Genomic DNA, 16,615 nt, shown 5'->3' with positions numbered 1-16,615 from the left:
GTACGGAGAGCCAGTGCTCCTAGATACCATTTTGGCTGTGTTATCCCCCCGTTCGCCATAGCGAAAGGTGGGCATGCGCTATCGAGGGAAAATAACAAATTGCCATGGACGCCGTTTCGAGGAATCACTGGGCTGCCGTGCGGTGGACGTCTCCCCTCAGAAGTGCGGGTGGGACCTCACCGCCTATCCTCCCGCCGCTGCGGGCGGCAGGCAGCCGGAGCCCCGCCACATCGAGGTAAAGGGCCGCGCGAAAGGGGCAAGTACTATCACTGTGCCCCGCAACGAGATGCTTTATGCCTTCAACCAGGACAACAAATTCTATCTCGCCATCGTGCTGATCGGGGAGGCCGGTGAAGTGGATGGTCCCCACTACATCCGCAATCCCTTCGACCGGGAACCCGCCTGGGGTGTGGCTTCCATCAACTACAACCTGGACGATCTGCTGGGCAAAAGGATAGAAATGGAGATATAATTTCAAATAGGGGCAAAAAGATTGTAGCATTGAAAGTATAGGAGGTCGGATTGATCGAGGACCACATAAGAGGACTGGCGGCAGAAAGAGCGGTTCGGCTGACGCTCCATGCTCAACAGGAAATGATCGAGGATGACGTTGCTGTTTCCGAGATTCTTTCCTGCTTGAAGGAATGCACGGTCCTTGAGAACTACCCTGACCACAAACGCGGTGCCTGCTGCCTTGTTGGCGGCCGAACGATCAAAGAGAGGTTCCTTTACGTCGTGTGCACAACGACCGGTCCCGATCTGATCATCATCACCGTTTATGAGCCCAAGCCCCCAAAGTGGAAGACCCCTTTCGAGAGAGGACCAGGATCATGAAAAAGTGTTCCATCCAGTCATGCCCCGGAATGTACGAAGAACGGCGCATCGCCCACGTTGTGAAGTACCATGGCGAGATGATCGTTTTTGATAATGTCCTGGTTGAAGTCTGCTCAGTCTGTGGTGATGTTTTGATGTCCCTGGAAACGGCGGAAGCCATGGAAGCCGTCCTCGCCAACCTCGGGAAGCCGAACCGCAGCGCCCCCGTCTATGAGTTGCCGAGTTTCGAAGCAGCATAGGAACGGCGCATGAAGCTCATCGAAGTTGCCCTGCCGCTCGACGCCATCAAGGCCGCCGCAGCACGTGAAAAATCCATTCGACACGGTCATCCCAGCACCCTGCACCTTTGGTGGGCGCTCCGTCCCTTAGCGGCGGCCCGGGCGGTGATTTTCAGCCAGTTCGTGAACAATCCCTCCTGGAAGTGAGAGATGGAGCACCGCGGCGAGGTGCCTCCCAGCCATCTCAAGGCCAGTTGGGCCAGCAGCCGCAAGTGCCTTTTCGGCATCATGGAAGAACTGGTGCTCTGGGAGAACACCATCAATGAAGCGGTGCTGGAGAAGGCCCGCGCCGAAATCCGCAAGTCGTTGCGCGAGGTGTGTGAACTGAACAAGGTGCTGCCCGAGGCGCTGGACGACATGACCCGAGGTTCAGGGAATGACCGCTCTCCAGTAGCTCCGGTGGACCTGTCCCAGGCCATCATCGGTCCGGGAATGGCGGTCTTCTCCAAGTATGCCGCCGTACTGGAAGCCGACGGGACGCCCATGAGCGTCAGAACGGCCCTTCAGCTCATCAACCGCTTCCTGGCTGAAGACGACTTCGATGCCGACTCGCAGTTCTGCCTGCACTGGTTCGAGCAGTACGGATGGAAGGAAGGCGCCTTGGCATTGCGGGCATCCTGGCCCGAGCCAAGGGCACCAGCGTGGACGGCGTTCGGCAAACGGGTGTGCTCTACGCTTCCGGTGGCGTGGTGCGGCTGTTCCGCTGGGGAGAATATTCCCTCAGATATTTCCGGTCTTCCAAATGAAGTCGGGTAGTGTCAAGTAAATTGTGTAAAATCTGCTCGGGTGGGCTCCTCATCGGGCAGAGTATCACGACGATTTGATCTTATGCGATTGCCAATTGCCCCGAAATCTTGGGGTATGTCCCCACATAATCGACCTTGCTCCTGCCGGTCCTCCCGGAAAGACGGTCAAGCCGTGCATTGATCTCTTCAGGCAATTCAACCGCAAGTATTTTCAACACTCCCTACGATAAACCTCGTAAAAACAAATATTTATTTAACTATTCCAATAGCTTGTGAGCTCCAACGTCCTATTTGAAAAATTTTTATGAACTCTGTGACCAAGTTCCGATTGCATGTGTATAAGTATTAGATGGCATTAGTATAGTGAGCGGATTTCTCAACCAAAGAAAGGAAAGAACATGAAAAAGTGGATCAGCATGGTGGCAGTTTTGGCAGTGATGTTCATGGGGATTGGGATGAGCTATGCGGCCGAACGCGCTCACGACAGAAAACAGGATGGGCCCGGAATCAATTGTCCAAATCCTGCTTGTACCGGCGACTGCCCATACTGCAACCGGTAGAATACCATTTCAAGGCGGGACAACCGCGTCCCGCCTTGTTTCCTGGCCGCACGCAAAGCATAAACCGCCGCATAGAGCGCAGCACCTTCCTAATAGCTACATTTTCCGGAACACTCCCCAAATTCCATTCGTACTTTCGACTCAACTCCGTCAACAGTCCACCCGGAGCGGGATCACAAGCATTGGTGAACTGCCCGGCAAGCGGCGAAAGGCTGCGCGCATCTCGGACGGCGATACAACAGGAACGTGTCCTTTCCACCAGCGGCATGAACATGGAACCATCCCTTCACGAATTCTTCAGGATGACCCTTTATGTTGGGATGAAAAGGGTGCTGGAAAGGCGTGGGTCGCCTTCCGAGGTAAAGCGCCCGGCTCATTTCAAGACAGGAGGTTTCATCATGAAGAAAAAATGGATCGGTTTTATTGGATGTGGAGCTTTGATCGGCGGGCTGGCCCTGGGAGGTCTGAGCTCCGCGAAATCGAACGACGCCGAGGTCCGTGGCGGAAGCATTCCAATCGTGAGGCAGAATGAAGCGGATTTTCCATCCATGGCCAGCCTGACTCACGATCAGGCCGTTCAAAAGGCCCTGGAGACAGTCCCCGGCGAGGTGCTCAAAGCGGAGCTCGAAGACGAAAACGGCTTTCTGGTCTACGGTGTCGAAGTGGTGGCCGCCGACAAGTCCATCGTCGATGTGAAAATCGATGCAGGCTCCGGCAAGGTATTGGCCATGGAACGAGACAAAGCGGATGACGAGGACCACGAAGACGGTGATCAGGATCGCGACTAACCAGCCTGCGGCGTTCAGAGATCTGTATTTCTGAACGGTCTCGGCGTGCATTCACCGGCGCGTGCGCCACGATCGGCGTACGCACCGCCATAACTTCGCGATGTTGGATGTTTGCATTTGCTCGGAATCCGGAGATCTCATATAAAATTGTTATGAGATCTACTGGATGCAGCTGACCATCGATCAAGGACAGGGAAGCCCATTATGAGAATCCTTTTGGTGGACGACGAATCCGATATTCGCGGCCAGCTGGGCACAATGCTCTCCGGGCAAAAATATATCGTCGAAACCGCCGCAGACGGTGAAGAAGCGCTGGACAAAATTTTCGACCGATCCTTCGACCTGATTATCCTCGACATCATGCTTCCCAAAAGGGATGGATTGTCGGTATTACGGGAGCTCCGCAATGACGGCAATCGTACTCCGGTCCTCATGCTGACAGCTCGGCACGAGATTGATGACAAGATCGAAGGTCTCGACCAAGGGGCTGATGATTACCTGGCCAAGCCATTTTCCACGGCAGAACTGTTGGCACGGGTACGCGCCCTGCTCAGAAGGGTATCCGAACATGCACGGCCGGTTCTCGAAATCGGCGACATTGAGCTCGACACCATCGCCCGGGAGGTGACAGTCAGCGGGGATGCCGTGCAGCTGACCCCCAAGGAGTTTGCCATCCTCGAGCTCCTGCTTTACAACAAAAATCGCGCCGTATCACGTTTCAGCCTGGCGGAGCATGTCTGGGGCGAGGACTTCGACCCCTTCACCATGTCCAATACCATCGACGTTCACATCAAGAACCTGCGCCGCAAGATCGGCGATGCCGAAGGAAATATTCTGCGCACGATCCGGGGTGTCGGCTACATCCTCAGGGAAGACAGCCGATGAAGATCCGCCACAGGATCATACTTTGGGTCGCCGGAGCCGGACTTTGCACGAGCCTCGTTTTTTCCCTGGTGGTTTTTTGGGAAATGCGGGATCAGAACCTGGAGATGATGGACTCGCAGCTCCAAACAGCTGCCCACACCGTGGCGGAGCAGCTGGGAACGATGCAAAGGCCATTGCCCGATGACCGGGCCAGCGTGCTGCTTATTTCATCGGAACGTTTCTGGTTCAGGGTCTACGATCAGTACCGGCGCCCGATATATTCATCCGAACTCTCCCAGGCGGTCGACCTCCCCTTGCTTCAGGACAGGGGGGATGACGCCTACATGGCCAACGCGCACGTTCCCCAAAAAGACAGCCAGATCGATTCGGACGACCGGGACGAGCCGAATAGCCAAGATGGACGGGATGATGAGCACGAAATCACCTTCAGAATCCGGGTGATCCGAGAAAACATCGCCGGTTCGCCATACTTCGTCCAGATCGCCAGGCCCATGGAAGAGATGGACGAGGAGGCAATCGATCTGCTGAGCGCTATCGCCGCCGGCCTGGCCGTTTCAACCGTGCTGCTGGTCGGCCTGAGCTACCTGCTCGCCGGGCAGATCATCAAACCAATCTTGGCTATCAACCGGCTTGCCCGCGAGATCGACGAAAAAACGCTCGATAAGCGGATTCCCACGGGCAAGAGCCGCGATGAGATCCATGAGCTCGCCACACACCTCAACCAGATGTTCGATCGGCTGCAGTATTCTTTCGACCGACAGAAGCAGTTTCTTGCCGACGCTTCCCATGAGCTCAAAAGCCCTATCGCCATGCTGAGGCTCTTTTTTGATGAAGCGTTTCAACGCAACGATATGCCGGAGGATTTCCTGCGGCAGATTGACAACCAGGGGCACAATGTCCTGCGCATGGACCGTTTGGTGAGGACGCTGCTGGAGCTGTCCACGCTCGAGATCAAACCGTCATTGACCTTCGAACGCTTCAATATTGCGGAGCTGGCCCGTTCGGTGGCGGCTGATTTCGCACCCCTCGCCGAGAGATCCAATATCCGGATGAAAATCAATATTGCGGAGCGGATCGAAATGTGGGGCGACGAAGAGAAGATCCGTAGAGTGCTCATCAATATCCTGGACAATGCCGTCAAATACAACCAACAGAACGGGTGCATTGAGCTCACTGTGACCCAAGAGGATGAATGGATACATATTTCGCTCTACAATACCGGCGCGGGCATCCCCGATAAAGATCTACCCAGGGTGTTCGATGAGTTCTACCGGGTGGACAAATCTCGCTCGACACAATACGGCGGCGCTGGACTCGGTCTTGCCATGGTGAGGGAAATCGTTCGGCTCCACAGGGGTACAGTTTTGATTGACAGTCGACAGGGCGCATGGACACGGGTCGATATCGCCATGCCGGAGCGCCCCCAAGAAAATCGTGTCGCATGACGCGGTAGAACTGCGTGTCATCAAGATCGGCCTCCTTTTGGGAGACGTTGCGGTGCTGAATCTTACATTTCGCAGGTCTGATAGAGAAAATGCATGATTGACGACGTGCCCGGATCGTGTAAAAGCACATCGTTCATGCCGACCAGGAAATATAACGGGAGATCCGTATGAAATTCCGCGTTCAAAGATACAGAATTGTCGTGACCATTTTTTTCTGCCTCTTCACTTTCGTCCTTTTCCTTGGCAGTGAAAGCCAATGGGAAAAGCAGCAGCCCCTGATTGCCGGCCTGCTGTTTCTCCTTGGCATTCTCTTCGTCGGAGTTACTTCCCTGGGACGGGTATGGTGCTCTCTATACATTGCCGGCCATAAGACAACTGCATTGGTCACCGAGGGTCCCTATTCTCTGACGAGAAACCCGCTCTATTTCTTTTCCTTCGTGGGATCGGTCGGTGTCGGACTCTGTACCGAGACTTTCCTGCTACCCACCCTGTTGATCATCGGCTTTGCACTGTATTACCCGGATGTAATCCAGAAGGAAGAGAAGATCTTGCTGGAGCTCCACCATGAGACTTATCGCCAGTATATCGCAAGAACTCCCCGCTTCTTCCCCGACCTGAAGCATTTCAGTGAACCGGATACATACCTCGTGAATCCGAAGATTTTCAGACACCATCTTGCTGACGCGCTCATGTTCGTGTGGGCGGTGGGTTTACTCGAAGTGATAGAACAAATGCATGAGCTCGGCTGGCTCCCTGTCCTTTTCAGTATTTATTAAGAATTTTAATTGATTAAACAGGAAACATCATCCCGCACCCTCCGAAATGGGACGCTGGTCAAAATTAGAGCTTCCTAAAAAGGCTTGCCGCGTTTAAAAAAGTTCATATATCTGTTTTCACTTGATGATTTAAACTTTCAGCACTAACCTGATCGACGATAGATGCTTCCTTTACGCTTCGACCGACTTGCAGCTGTCATGGAATGGAGGTGCGGGGGAGGCAAGCCAAAGGCTTCGGCATGTTGTTTCATCGCAGGCCGTCATCAGTTTGGAGGGATGGAAAGACGAATTCTCAGAGTGGCCTTGATCAACCCGGAGGGAGACAAAGATGAAGAGACAGAGAGTGAGAAGATTTAAAAGCAGAGCCATGATGATGGTGTGTGTCTTGATGCTTTCCGGTTTTCTGCCCCCTGTTTTCAGTTGCTCGGCTGACGATCATAAAGATCGAATCGAAAAGCATGACCACGGCTGGAAAAGCGGGAGCTCGGGATGGCTCAATGGTGGGAAACGGGATGAAGGCAATGAAACAACAGGGGAAATCGCTGCATGGGGTCTGGCGGCGGTCAACCTGACGGTGGCATTGAGCCTGGCAATAAAGGGGATAAGGCGATTTGCTCCGCTCACTCCGACCGTTAAGAATGCCCTGGGCCGATTCAATTCCCATCAGAAAAAGTACCTCATGCAGTTTCACTATCTCCTCAACCCTCTGCTTCTGGGGGTTGCGGTCACGCACTGGGCTCTGTCGCGCTGTAGGACGACAAGCCTCCCCGAATGGGGACTGCTCTTGATGTGCTGCATTGCCTTGCTCGGTCTGCTCATCAAATTGAAGCTCTGCCCTGGAGCGCTGCTGCAGAAGGTATATAAAATACACACACAGCCTGCCGTTTTCATCGGCGTCATCAGCCTTCTCGTAATGGGGCATATCATTGTCGACTGATTCGATCGACACCGTGGGATGGAATGTGAATATGGACTCTCTCTCATCTCCATTGGACCTTTGATTCATGCCCAAAAAGAATCTGGCCTCATATTTGGGTCCTCTCCTGGGAGTCAGCCTTTTCGGTATAGCCCTCTGGGTGCTGCACCTGGAACTGGCGCAGTACCCTTCCCAGGAGGTTCTGACAAGCTTCAAGCGCCTCCCGAAAGTCCAACTTGGTGTGGCTCTCGCCCTGACTTTCCTGAACTACGTCGTGCTTACAGGCTATGATTTTCTGGCCTTTCGCTACATCCGTCACCCCCTTCCCTACCCACGGATCGCGCTGGCATCTTTCATCGGCTATGCTTTCAGCAACAATATTGGCCTCTCCATGCTTGCGGGAAGCTCTGTCCGTTATCGACTGTATTCAGCCTGGGGCCTGTCCGCCCTTGAAATCGCCAAGGTGGTCGCTTTTTACACCTTGACCCTGTGGCTCGGGCTTTTCGCTCTTACCGGAGGGATATTTGTTCTGGAGCCGCTAAACCTCCCCGTATGGCTCCACCTGCCCTTTGCATCGTCTCGCCCTTTTGGGTTCCTCCTCCTGATCCTGCCCTGTTCCCATCTTGCGGCGAGCATCCTGAAAAAGACCCCCTTTTCCTTCAGGGGATGGAAGATCCAGCTGCCTGCACCAGGGCTTTCAGCCCTGCAGATCCTCGTTTCGGCTCTGGATTGGAGCCTTGCCGGCAGCATCTTCTACTCCCTGCTGGAGCCCTCCCCGTCACTCACTTTTCCCTTTTTTCTGAGCATTTTTCTCCTGGCGCAGGTTTCGGGGCTGCTCAGCCAGGTGCCGGGAGGATTGGGAATTTTTGAATCGGTGGTCGTCATAGGACTGGGCTCGACACTGCCCTCCTATTCAGTCCTGGCGTCTCTGCTCGCGTACCGGGTGATTTACTACCTGATTCCCTTCGCCATTGCCATGTTGCTCCTGGGATTGCGTGAAGTGCTCGCTCAGCGTGCCGGGCTTGCAAAGGCATTCCGATTTCTGGGCACATGGGTTCCGGATCTGGCACCCTGGGCGTTCGCCTTACTGTCGTTCATAGCCGGTGCCATCCTCGTCTTCTCCGGTGCGACTCCCGCAGTGGGATGGCGCCTGGAGCTGCTGCGCTACCTGATTCCACTGCCGCTCGTGGAGCTTTCACACTTTTTGGGGAGCATCATCGGCATCCTGCTCCTCGTCCTGGGGCGGGGACTACAGCTGAGGCTCGATGCCGCTTATTTTCTTACCCTCGTCCTGTTGGGAGCGGGGATGGTCACCTCCCTTCTCAAAGGCCTCGACTTCGAGGAAGCAGGGATTCTGGGAGGTGTGTTGCTCATGCTCCTGCCCTGTCGAAGCCATTTCTACCGAAAGGCTTCGCTGCTCGCGGAGCCTTTCACTCCGGGCTGGGTGGCCAGCGTGGCCATCGTCCTTCTCGGCTCGCTGTGGCTCACTTTATTCTCGTACAAGCATGTTGAATACACTGGGGATCTGTGGTGGACGTTCGCCTTTTCCGGGAACGCCCCCCGAGCCCTGCGTGCTCTCGTCGGGGCGGTGATGGCCTGCCTCTTCATTGCTGTCGTCCGTCTTCTCCGGCCGCTGCCCCCGCTGTCGCACCCCAGCGGTAATGCCGCCCAGGACGAAAGGGTGCTATCCATTGTCGGCCGTTCGCGAAACACCTCCGCGAATCTGGCCCTCCTGGGCGATAAAATCTTTCTCTTCAGTCGGAGCGAACGGAGCTTCATCATGTACGGGATAGAGGGGCGCAGTTGGATCGCCATGGGTGACCCCGTGGGAGAACCAGAGGAATGCGGGGAGCTCGCATGGGAATTTCACGAACGGTGCGATCGTTATGGAGGCTGGACCGTCTTTTATGAAGTGGGAAAGGAGAACATTCCACTCTACCTGGATTTAGGGCTGACACCCCTTAAAATCGGCGAAGAAGCCCTTGTTCCTCTGGGAGATTTCTCTTTGGAGGGAAAATCTCGAAAGAGCTTTCGACACATTCGCAACCGGTTTGAAAAGGAAGGCTATCGCTTCGAGATCGTCGAAGTGGAGAAGGTGGCTCCGATGCTCCCGGCCTTGAAGACGATTTCCGATGCCTGGCTGCGGGAGAAAAATACACGCGAGAAGAGGTTCTCCCTCGGCTCTTTCAACCCGGACTACCTTCGGCATTACCCATTGGGCATTGTGCGAAAAGACGATGCACTTCTCGCATTCTGCAACATCTGGAGGGGAGCCGAAAAAGAAGAGCTTTCTCTTGACCTGATGCGTTACCTTCCCGAGGCTCCGCCCGATACCATGGAATACCTGTTCATGGAGCTCATGCTTTGGGGGAAGGAACAGGGTTATCAGAGGTTCAACCTGGGGATGGCGCCCCTCTCCGGCCTGGACGGGCGCCCGATTGCTCCAGCCTGGAACAGGTTCGGGGCGCTCCTGTACCAGCACGGGGAGCATTTCTACAACTTCCAGGGGTTGAGGCAGTACAAGGAGAAGTTCGACCCTCAATGGGAGCCTCGGTACCTGGCATGCCCCTCGGGTCTTACTCTACCGCGTGTCCTGGCGAGTATCGCTTCCCTCGTTTCAGGCGGCATGAAAGGCGTAATATCCAAATGAGACAAACCATGGTCGTTACATTCATCCTGGTATTCCTCCTGGCCCCGGGAAGCACCAACGCCCGGGAACTGCCGCCCCTGGAGGTGGCGCCTTTCGGGACTGTCCGGCTTTATATGCCTCAGGAGCCTCCGTCCCACGTGGTGATTCTTCTGTCGGGTGAAAAGGGGTGGGACGATGTGGCTGAGAAGCTCATCACGAGGATGACCGCTCTGGGTTGCCTGGCGATCGGCGTTGATGCCCGGGACTACCTCAGCCGCCTCGTTGCGGGAAAAACCTGCACCTACCCCGCTTCGGACTTTGAAAACCTCAGCCGCTTCGTGCAGCAAAAGGTGAGGCTTGCACAATACACGCAACCCGTGTTGGCAGGTTATTCTCTCGGTTCGGCACTTGTTTACGCCACTCTGGTCCAGGCGCCCGTAAACATCTTCGCCGGGGGCATCAGCATGGGGTTTTGCCCCGAGGCGCCACTCACGGCAGGTGTGTGTAAGGGACTGGGCTTGGATTGGAGTCCCGAAGACCGCCACCTGCTTCCCGCACCCGAGCTGCGGACTCCCTGGATCGTGCTGCCCCAGCCAGGAGGAAAGGATTGTTCGGTTCCGACCGACGCCTTCCTTGCCCAGGTCAAGGGAGTGACGATTCTGGCTCCACCACCGAAGGAAGAAAGTACGGCCAAAGACGCTCCTCCCAAAGATCCACTGATCCCTGCTTTCACCATCCTCGCCGCCAATGACCACCAGCAAGCCTCCACTGGGGCATCCTCCTCTTCGGTAAGCCTGAAAGACCTGCCTCTCGTGGAAATCCCCGCGGAAAAACTGAACGTGGGGCCCTCATCGGACCACATGGTCGTATTTATTTCGGGTGACGGAGGCTGGGCCGGGCTGGATCACGAGGTGGGCAATGCCCTTGCAAAACAGGGCATCCCCGTCGTGGGACTGAACAGCCTGCGGTATTTCTGGAATCCCAAAACACCTGAAAAAACCGCCATGGACGTCGCTCTCATTCTCCGGCATTATTTGGCTTCTTGGAAAAAGGCGAAGGCCATCCTGATCGGTTATTCCTTCGGGGCGGATGTTTTGCCCTTCGTGGTAAACCGCCTTCCAGAAGACCTGAAGGCCCGAGTCGATCGGGTTGTCCTCATGGGCCCCAGTCTGAGCGCCCAGTTCCAGTTCCATTTGAGCAACTGGTTCGAGGGGGAATCGAGGGATTCTATCCCCACGCTCCCCGAGGCACAGCATATGAAAAGCCAAAATATTCTATGTATTTACGGAAAAGAGGAAGGCGAAAGCCTCTGCCCCAGCCTCGATCCTTCGCATGCGGCACGGATCATGCTGCCCGGAGGGCATCACTTCGATGGGAACTATCCGGCCATCGCCGCGAAGATCCTTACTGCAGAATTTCCCGCCCCCACCGTGCAATGAAGCAATGTGGCATGCCGGCTCAATCGGATCCCATCGCTTTGTACAGGCGGCGTGGTCGTATGGCGACACATCCGTATGCCATGTTGTCTGAATGTAATAAAAACATGGAGTGATTTGAATGGCATGGAAAACCTGGCGATGGCCACTGATTCTGCTCAACCTTTGGATGATCACGCTGACTGGAATCCATTCCATCCCGCTGGAAAGCCATGAGGTGCTCGTGATCGAGACCAGCCGTGAGATGGAATCACAGGGGGAATGGATCCTGCCCAGTTTCAACTACGAACCGAGGCTGAACAAGCCCCCCTTCAGCTACTGGGCGGTGACTATGCTCTCACACCTGGACCCGACAAGCAAGGATGTCCAGATTTGGCACGGGCGATTGATCTCTCTGTTGGCCGGCCTTGTCATGGTCTTCGCTACGTACCACGCCGGTAAGACATTGTTCAATCCTTTCATCGGGAAGCTCGCCTCATTGCTGCTGCTGAGCATGCAGGGCTACATCTCCTTTTCCCACCACGCACGACCGGACTTCCTGTATTCCACCTTTTGCGCATTGCAGCTGTTCGCCTGGACGTATGCATGGAAAGCCGAGGACGGCACGGCACGACAGCGTCTCTACGGATGGCTCGGATGGGCAATGGCCGGTCTCGCTACCTTGACAAAGGGACCTCAGGTCCCCGCTGTTTTCCTGGCTGGTGTGCTGGTGTTCCTGCTGCAGAGTCCGGAACGGAAGCGGACACTGAGGATCCTTCGACCATTTGCCGGGATTGCGATTTGGTGCCTGCTGGTGCTCCCCTGGTGGGTTCTTTTGCAACAGCATTTGAATGAGATCCGGATCGCCCTTTCGGAAACGCAGATTTCCGGTTCTCTGCTCCACAACATCGCAAGCTGGCAGGAGATTCTGAGCTTTTACTATCCCCTGAACCTGTTCAGCCTGATGATTCCCGCAAGCCTGGTCATTCCTTTCATGATCCCCTGGATCTGGAAAGCCCTGAAAGAAGCGTCTCCCCCCATGTCGATGCTGCTCTATGCAAGCACGACCTTCCTCGTCCTCTTCACGTTGGGCGGGCACTACCGCAAACACTATCTCCTGCCGCTGCTCCCGACATTTTCCATCGTTCTGGCCCATGGCATCCAGGCAGCGGCATTTCCCCAGCTGCAGGGCAATCGAAGACGCGGCATGATGGTCCTCGTTGCATTGGGCACGATCCTGTGCCTGGGGCTGATAACCTGGGGAAAGGGCTACCCCTCCCTCCTCTGGATTTTCTTGAACTCAATCCCTCTCTGGCTGCTGCTCCGACGGGAACTGCAGGATTCAAGCTGGGACCAGACGCTTTTCTCCACTCAACTGATGAAGACCTCGGTCGTACTGATCATCCTGGTCACGACCTGCCTCACCTACTTCCCATTCGGCCAGAACCAATGGCGCAGGTCCGAGCAGTCATTCGCTGAATCCATCGGGACCACCCTTCAGGCCGGAGATTTGGTTGTTCAGTGGAAATCAGACTCCTACATGATCCCCTTCTATGCCAAACGGCCAGTGCCACAAGTCGAGGATGAGGGCAGGCTGGCGACCTATTTCCAGGAGAACCAGGGGACACACAGGGTGTATGCAATTCTTCCAAAACTTGAACTTGCCAGCTTCAGCAGCCGTTTCGAGAATGTCGTTCTGAGCTCCGCGGAGAGCCGGCGCCATCCCGAAAAGGAGCTGGTCTTTGTGAAGCTCGTCGCTCTGAAGAACATGCAACCCTGAGCCCGGTTCATGGATCGCCGGTTTGCCCCATGGCCTGGGAAATGGTCAAGGCTGGATTGAAAGGATTTGCCAGGATCACTCATGAAGACGGATGTCATCATCATCGGCGCAGGGGCGTCGGGGCTCATGTGCGCCCTCGAAGCCGGCAGGCGGGGCAGATTGGTCCTGATTCTCGATCATACGCCGAAAATCGGCAGCAAGATACGCGTCTCGGGGGGAGGCCGGTGCAACTTTACCAACCGCCAGGTCAGTCGGGAAAATTATCTCTCACAGAATCCTCACTTTGTCACATCCGCCCTGGCCCGCTTCAGGCCCGAGCATTTCATGGCCATGCTCCACGAGCATGGCATCCCCTATCATGAGCGGAGCGCCGGCCAGCTCTTCTGTGACGAAAGCGCACAGGCCGTGGTCGACATGCTTGTAGCCGAATGCCAACGCGTGTCAGTCAGGTTTGTCATGGAATGCCGCATTTCCGAGGTACGGAAAAACGGCCTTTTCGTCGTCGATACCAGTCAGGGCACCTTCCATGGCGAGTCTCTCGTGGTCGCCACGGGAGGACTCTCCTATCCCCAGCTGGGGGCAACCCCTTTGGGATACTCCATTGCCAGGCAGTTCGGGATGAAGGTCACCCCTCTCCATCCCGCACTCACGCCCCTCAAGTTCAGTCCCGGAGACCTGGAGGTGTTCGGCCCCCTGAGCGGCATCGCCGTGAATGCGACGGTTGCATACAAGGGGTTGAGCTTCCGGGAGAATGTGCTCTTCACTCACAGGGGGCTGAGCGGCCCGGCCATTCTGCAGGTTTCATCCTACTGGGAGCGCGGCAGCAGTTTCACGCTGGACCTTCTTCCCGGTCTCGACGCCCATGCCTTCCTGCTGGAAAAACGAGGGAGCAGGATGCATCTCGCGACACTCCTGGGGCAACACCTGCCGGCACGTCTCGTGAAGGCCTGGTGTGAAGGCCATTTCCAATCCCGCCCCCTCAACCAGTACAGCCCCGGGGAGCTCCAGGCCATTGCGCGCAGCCTGCACGGGTGGGAGATAGAGCCCATGGACCGGGAGGGCTTCAACAAGGCCGAAGTGACCCTGGGGGGAGTGGACACCCGGGGAATCTCCTCACAAAGGATGGAATCCACATCTGTTCCCGGACTCTATTTCCCGGGTGAGGTCCTGGACGTCACCGGGCAGCTGGGCGGCTACAATCTCCACTGGGCCTGGGCTTCGGGGTTCGCCGCCGGACAGTATGTATAGGCCGAGGGCCTCGAAATCCACTTCAGGTTCGCGAAAGTTTTCATTGAAAATGCAAGCTTTTTGGATCCACGTTTTCACCGGCCTGACGTTATTTCAGCGCCCACGGGTCCTTCCGCGAGGGAATCGGAGAAAAAGTTTAAGAAATCTGGTAGACTCTTTATGCTCGATACCGCAAGGAGCCACTGCACACTTTCCGAAGCGCGGGAGCGCAACTTTGCTCCCCTGCCGTCCAGGAGATACCATGGCCCTAAAATGCGCCCTCATCCTGAGTCTTCTCTGTCTATCTCTCACGCCCCCGCCGGCAAATGCCCAGGAGCACGCCGTATTGAGAGGCAGCGAAGTCATCATCGTTTTTGACGGTGTACTGGAGGACTGGGCCAAAACGATTCTGAGGGCCTACGACGACATGCGGGCCAATGTTGAGGGCACCCTGGGGTGGAGGCTCAAGTCTCAGCCGACGCTCTTTCTCGTGGCGAGCCCGGAGGACTTCAGGCAGATGAGCGGCAGCCCGTTCATCTCGGCCTTTGCCGTTCCCCAGAGGCAAATGATCGTCATGCTGGCGCCGAGGCCCTTCCCCAGCGCCTATGTCTGGAAAGAAACCCTCGAGCACGAACTGTGTCACCTCGTCCTTCACGACCATATCCGCTCGGACCTGCTTCCCAGATGGCTCGACGAAGGGGTATGCCAGTGGGTGAGCGGCAGCCTGGGAGAGATCCTGGCCGGCGGATGGGAAAGCTCCTACCCGGCAGCAGAGCTGGTCAACCGCTCTATCCCTCTCAGTCGCCTGGTAGACACTTTCCCTGCTGACCGGGGAGCACTGCTCCTGGCTTACCGGGAAAGCAGGGAGTTTGTCGAATATCTCGTGACCCGCTACCAAAGGCAGGGGCTTCTCACCCTCTTGAATCGCCTGCGGGAGGGAGAGATCCTGGAGTACGCGGTTCAGTCGTCCCTGGCCCTTCCGCTCCATGCCATTGAATCCCAATGGCGAGAACAGCGCGGCAAGGGGAGCATTTGGCTCGTTTGGCTCAGCCGAAATCTCTATGAAATTCTCTTTTTTCTGTGTGCCCTTCTTGCGGTGGGAGCCTTTGTGAGACTATGGATCAAAAAGCGAGGCTATGCGGGTGAGGACGAGCATTGGGAATGACGGGCTCCCCGAAGACCGCCTGCGGCACACAGGCCTTTTCCCTCAGGTCGCTCATGAATTCATCCCCGGAATGTTCGATATGATCCAATTCTTTTTGAAGATTGTACTCAGTATGACCTTCATCGTGACCGCGACCTATATCGGCAGGAAAGTTCCTTCTCTCGGTGGACTCATCGCCACGATGCCGTCAACGGCGCTCCTCGTCATGATCTGGCTCTATGCGGAGCATTCAGGTGATCATGCTTTGATGGAGGAGTATTCGAAAGGCGCTCTGCTGGGCATTTTCCCGACGGTCCTCTTTTTCCTGGCGGCCTTCCTATGCTTCAGGAAGCGCCTTCCCTTTTCTCTTGCCTTGTCCGCGGGTTTTGCCTCCTGGCTGCTGGGCGCATTCCTCCACCAGTGGCTCACCAGGTTTTTCAAAATGTGAGCAGGCTCATTGCCCGTCACCAGGCCCTCCGCCATCATCGTTGGGGTTCATCCCATCTTCAGGGGCCATCCCCTCTTCGGGAGCCTGCTGCACTCCTTCCACGAACTGGCCTGGCGGTGGCTGTACCATCCCCATGGCGGGGTTGTTTTGCTGGGGAAAACGGTTAGCGGGGTCGTTCCCTCCCATGACCGGCACGGGCTGGCCTCCAGGCGGCATAGCTCCCCTGTTCTGCACAGGGGGAGGAGATTCCTGCTGAACATTTGGGGGAGGAACCGCCGGCAGGCGCGGAGCGGGAGGAACCACTTTGCCCTCGGCAAACAGGTTCACATCCTCCTGTTTTCCGTCTTTTTCCAGGGTGATGCTTTTGGTATTTATCTTGACGACCTTGTAGTCGCCGACCGATTCTCCTTCCTGAATCGTTGTATAGGGAGATTCCCCTTTTTTTCCAGTGCTGTCGGGCATTTTCCCTTTGTGGCGGATGATCGCTTTCCGGGTGGCACCCTGAATCATGACGCCGTCCAGTTGGATGGCCTTGAGGGAAACTCCGGGCTGGCTTTTCTGAGGGGGCGCTTCAACCGTTTCGGGGGAAGGGGGCTTCCTGTCCGGCGCAAAGAGGTTTTTCTCCACCATCGTCCCGGCAAAGCCCCCGGATGTGAAGCCCGCCAGGATGAAAAACACTGTACACAGAAGAGCTAAATGCCGACCTTTTCTCATGACTCTCCTCCGGAATTTCCGTCAGTCCAC

Annotated in this window: 17 protein-coding genes and 2 pseudogenes; 17 read left to right on the top strand and 2 right to left on the bottom strand. The window is 56.0% G+C overall.

Features of this window, described 5'->3' with window-relative positions:
- Positions 1–109: 109 nt before the first annotated feature.
- From MWC30_RS01850 to MWC30_RS01830, 5 genes and pseudogenes are all read left to right on the top strand, one after another.
- Positions 110–472: pseudogene (locus MWC30_RS01850) on the top strand (DUF3883 domain-containing protein); the annotation flags it as partial.
- 50 nt (positions 473–522) lie between these two features.
- The gene (locus MWC30_RS01845) at positions 523–834 is read left to right on the top strand and encodes a DUF4258 domain-containing protein (protein WP_244082447.1); all 312 of its coding nucleotides are present in this window, start codon (positions 523–525) and stop codon (positions 832–834) included.
- Positions 831–1,073, top strand: coding sequence for a YgiT-type zinc finger protein (locus MWC30_RS01840; protein WP_244082446.1), 243 nt, complete (start codon positions 831–833; stop codon positions 1,071–1,073). The genes MWC30_RS01845 and MWC30_RS01840 overlap by 4 nt, the downstream gene beginning before the upstream one ends.
- A gap of 9 nt (positions 1,074–1,082) precedes the next feature.
- On the top strand, positions 1,083–1,259 hold the full coding sequence (locus MWC30_RS01835; protein WP_244082445.1) for a DUF1156 domain-containing protein: 177 nt from the start codon (positions 1,083–1,085) through the stop codon (positions 1,257–1,259).
- A 174-nt stretch (positions 1,260–1,433) separates the two neighbouring features.
- A pseudogene (locus MWC30_RS01830) lies at positions 1,434–1,828 on the top strand (hypothetical protein); the annotation flags it as partial.
- Positions 1,829–1,938: 110 nt separating this feature from the next.
- Here MWC30_RS01830 and MWC30_RS22815 read toward each other — a convergent pair.
- Entirely contained in the window at positions 1,939–2,076 is a 138-nt protein-coding gene (locus MWC30_RS22815; protein WP_368860778.1) for a TraY domain-containing protein, read from the bottom strand.
- A 180-nt stretch (positions 2,077–2,256) separates the two neighbouring features.
- On the opposite strand from MWC30_RS22815, the gene MWC30_RS01825 reads away from it, so the two are divergent.
- From MWC30_RS01825 to MWC30_RS01770, 12 genes are all read left to right on the top strand, one after another.
- On the top strand, positions 2,257–2,418 hold the full coding sequence (locus MWC30_RS01825; RefSeq protein ID WP_244082443.1) for a hypothetical protein: 162 nt from the start codon (positions 2,257–2,259) through the stop codon (positions 2,416–2,418).
- Positions 2,419–2,816: 398 nt separating this feature from the next.
- Positions 2,817–3,206, top strand: coding sequence for a PepSY domain-containing protein (locus MWC30_RS01820; protein WP_244082442.1), 390 nt, complete (start codon positions 2,817–2,819; stop codon positions 3,204–3,206).
- Between the two features lie 204 nt (positions 3,207–3,410).
- On the top strand, positions 3,411–4,091 hold the full coding sequence (locus MWC30_RS01815) for a response regulator transcription factor (protein WP_244082441.1): 681 nt from the start codon (positions 3,411–3,413) through the stop codon (positions 4,089–4,091).
- Entirely contained in the window at positions 4,088–5,536 is a 1,449-nt protein-coding gene (locus tag MWC30_RS01810; RefSeq protein WP_244082440.1) for a cell wall metabolism sensor histidine kinase WalK, read from the top strand. The genes MWC30_RS01815 and MWC30_RS01810 overlap by 4 nt, the downstream gene beginning before the upstream one ends.
- Positions 5,537–5,703: 167 nt before the next feature.
- Positions 5,704–6,312, top strand: coding sequence for an isoprenylcysteine carboxylmethyltransferase family protein (locus tag MWC30_RS01805; protein ID WP_244082439.1), 609 nt, complete (start codon positions 5,704–5,706; stop codon positions 6,310–6,312).
- A 328-nt stretch (positions 6,313–6,640) separates the two neighbouring features.
- Positions 6,641–7,249: a hypothetical protein gene (locus tag MWC30_RS01800; protein ID WP_244082438.1), complete on the top strand. Its 609-nt coding sequence runs from the start codon at positions 6,641–6,643 to the stop codon at positions 7,247–7,249.
- A 67-nt stretch (positions 7,250–7,316) separates the two neighbouring features.
- Positions 7,317–9,878, top strand: a complete 2,562-nt coding sequence (gene mprF / locus MWC30_RS01795) for a bifunctional lysylphosphatidylglycerol flippase/synthetase MprF (RefSeq protein ID WP_244082437.1) — start codon at positions 7,317–7,319, stop codon at positions 9,876–9,878.
- Positions 9,879–9,886: 8 nt separating this feature from the next.
- Positions 9,887–11,296: a virulence factor family protein gene (locus MWC30_RS01790; protein WP_244082436.1), complete on the top strand. Its 1,410-nt coding sequence runs from the start codon at positions 9,887–9,889 to the stop codon at positions 11,294–11,296.
- 118 nt (positions 11,297–11,414) lie between these two features.
- The gene (locus tag MWC30_RS01785) at positions 11,415–13,052 is read left to right on the top strand and encodes a glycosyltransferase family 39 protein (protein ID WP_244082435.1); all 1,638 of its coding nucleotides are present in this window, start codon (positions 11,415–11,417) and stop codon (positions 13,050–13,052) included.
- Between the two features lie 81 nt (positions 13,053–13,133).
- Positions 13,134–14,300, top strand: coding sequence for an NAD(P)/FAD-dependent oxidoreductase (locus tag MWC30_RS01780; protein ID WP_244082434.1), 1,167 nt, complete (start codon positions 13,134–13,136; stop codon positions 14,298–14,300).
- Between the two features lie 241 nt (positions 14,301–14,541).
- Positions 14,542–15,444: a peptidase MA family metallohydrolase gene (locus tag MWC30_RS01775; protein ID WP_244082433.1), complete on the top strand. Its 903-nt coding sequence runs from the start codon at positions 14,542–14,544 to the stop codon at positions 15,442–15,444.
- A 79-nt stretch (positions 15,445–15,523) separates the two neighbouring features.
- On the top strand, positions 15,524–15,871 hold the full coding sequence (locus MWC30_RS01770) for a DUF3147 family protein (RefSeq protein WP_244082432.1): 348 nt from the start codon (positions 15,524–15,526) through the stop codon (positions 15,869–15,871).
- A 6-nt stretch (positions 15,872–15,877) separates the two neighbouring features.
- Here the strand turns inward: MWC30_RS01770 and MWC30_RS01765 are convergent, their stop codons facing one another.
- Positions 15,878–16,585, bottom strand: coding sequence for a hypothetical protein (locus MWC30_RS01765; protein WP_244082431.1), 708 nt, complete (start codon positions 16,583–16,585; stop codon positions 15,878–15,880).
- Positions 16,586–16,615: the final 30 nt, after the last annotated feature.

Source organism: Desulforhabdus sp. TSK (assembly GCF_022836495.1).
GTDB lineage: Bacteria > Desulfobacterota > Syntrophobacteria > Syntrophobacterales > Syntrophobacteraceae > Desulforhabdus.
Note: the sequence above shows the minus strand (reverse complement) of the source record. Positions and strands in the feature narration are given on the sequence as shown.

What these genes read in the sequence shown, in the direction of transcription:
- MWC30_RS01840 (WP_244082446.1), top strand. Translation starts at nt 831, where the DNA reads ATGAAAAAGTGTTCCATCCAGTCATGCCCCGGAATGTACGAAGAACGG.
- MWC30_RS01835 (WP_244082445.1), top strand. Translation starts at nt 1,083, where the DNA reads ATGAAGCTCATCGAAGTTGCCCTGCCGCTCGACGCCATCAAGGCCGCC.
- MWC30_RS01825 (WP_244082443.1), top strand. Translation starts at nt 2,257, where the DNA reads ATGAAAAAGTGGATCAGCATGGTGGCAGTTTTGGCAGTGATGTTCATG.
- MWC30_RS01820 (WP_244082442.1), top strand. Translation starts at nt 2,817, where the DNA reads ATGAAGAAAAAATGGATCGGTTTTATTGGATGTGGAGCTTTGATCGGC.
- MWC30_RS01815 (WP_244082441.1), top strand. Translation starts at nt 3,411, where the DNA reads ATGAGAATCCTTTTGGTGGACGACGAATCCGATATTCGCGGCCAGCTG.
- MWC30_RS01810 (WP_244082440.1), top strand. Translation starts at nt 4,088, where the DNA reads ATGAAGATCCGCCACAGGATCATACTTTGGGTCGCCGGAGCCGGACTT.
- MWC30_RS01805 (WP_244082439.1), top strand. Translation starts at nt 5,704, where the DNA reads ATGAAATTCCGCGTTCAAAGATACAGAATTGTCGTGACCATTTTTTTC.
- MWC30_RS01800 (WP_244082438.1), top strand. Translation starts at nt 6,641, where the DNA reads ATGAAGAGACAGAGAGTGAGAAGATTTAAAAGCAGAGCCATGATGATG.
- mprF (WP_244082437.1), top strand. Translation starts at nt 7,317, where the DNA reads ATGCCCAAAAAGAATCTGGCCTCATATTTGGGTCCTCTCCTGGGAGTC.
- MWC30_RS01790 (WP_244082436.1), top strand. Translation starts at nt 9,887, where the DNA reads ATGGTCGTTACATTCATCCTGGTATTCCTCCTGGCCCCGGGAAGCACC.
- MWC30_RS01785 (WP_244082435.1), top strand. Translation starts at nt 11,415, where the DNA reads ATGGCATGGAAAACCTGGCGATGGCCACTGATTCTGCTCAACCTTTGG.
- MWC30_RS01780 (WP_244082434.1), top strand. Translation starts at nt 13,134, where the DNA reads ATGAAGACGGATGTCATCATCATCGGCGCAGGGGCGTCGGGGCTCATG.
- MWC30_RS01775 (WP_244082433.1), top strand. Translation starts at nt 14,542, where the DNA reads ATGGCCCTAAAATGCGCCCTCATCCTGAGTCTTCTCTGTCTATCTCTC.
- MWC30_RS01770 (WP_244082432.1), top strand. Translation starts at nt 15,524, where the DNA reads ATGATCCAATTCTTTTTGAAGATTGTACTCAGTATGACCTTCATCGTG.
- MWC30_RS01765 (WP_244082431.1), bottom strand. Translation starts at nt 16,585, where the DNA reads ATGAGAAAAGGTCGGCATTTAGCTCTTCTGTGTACAGTGTTTTTCATC.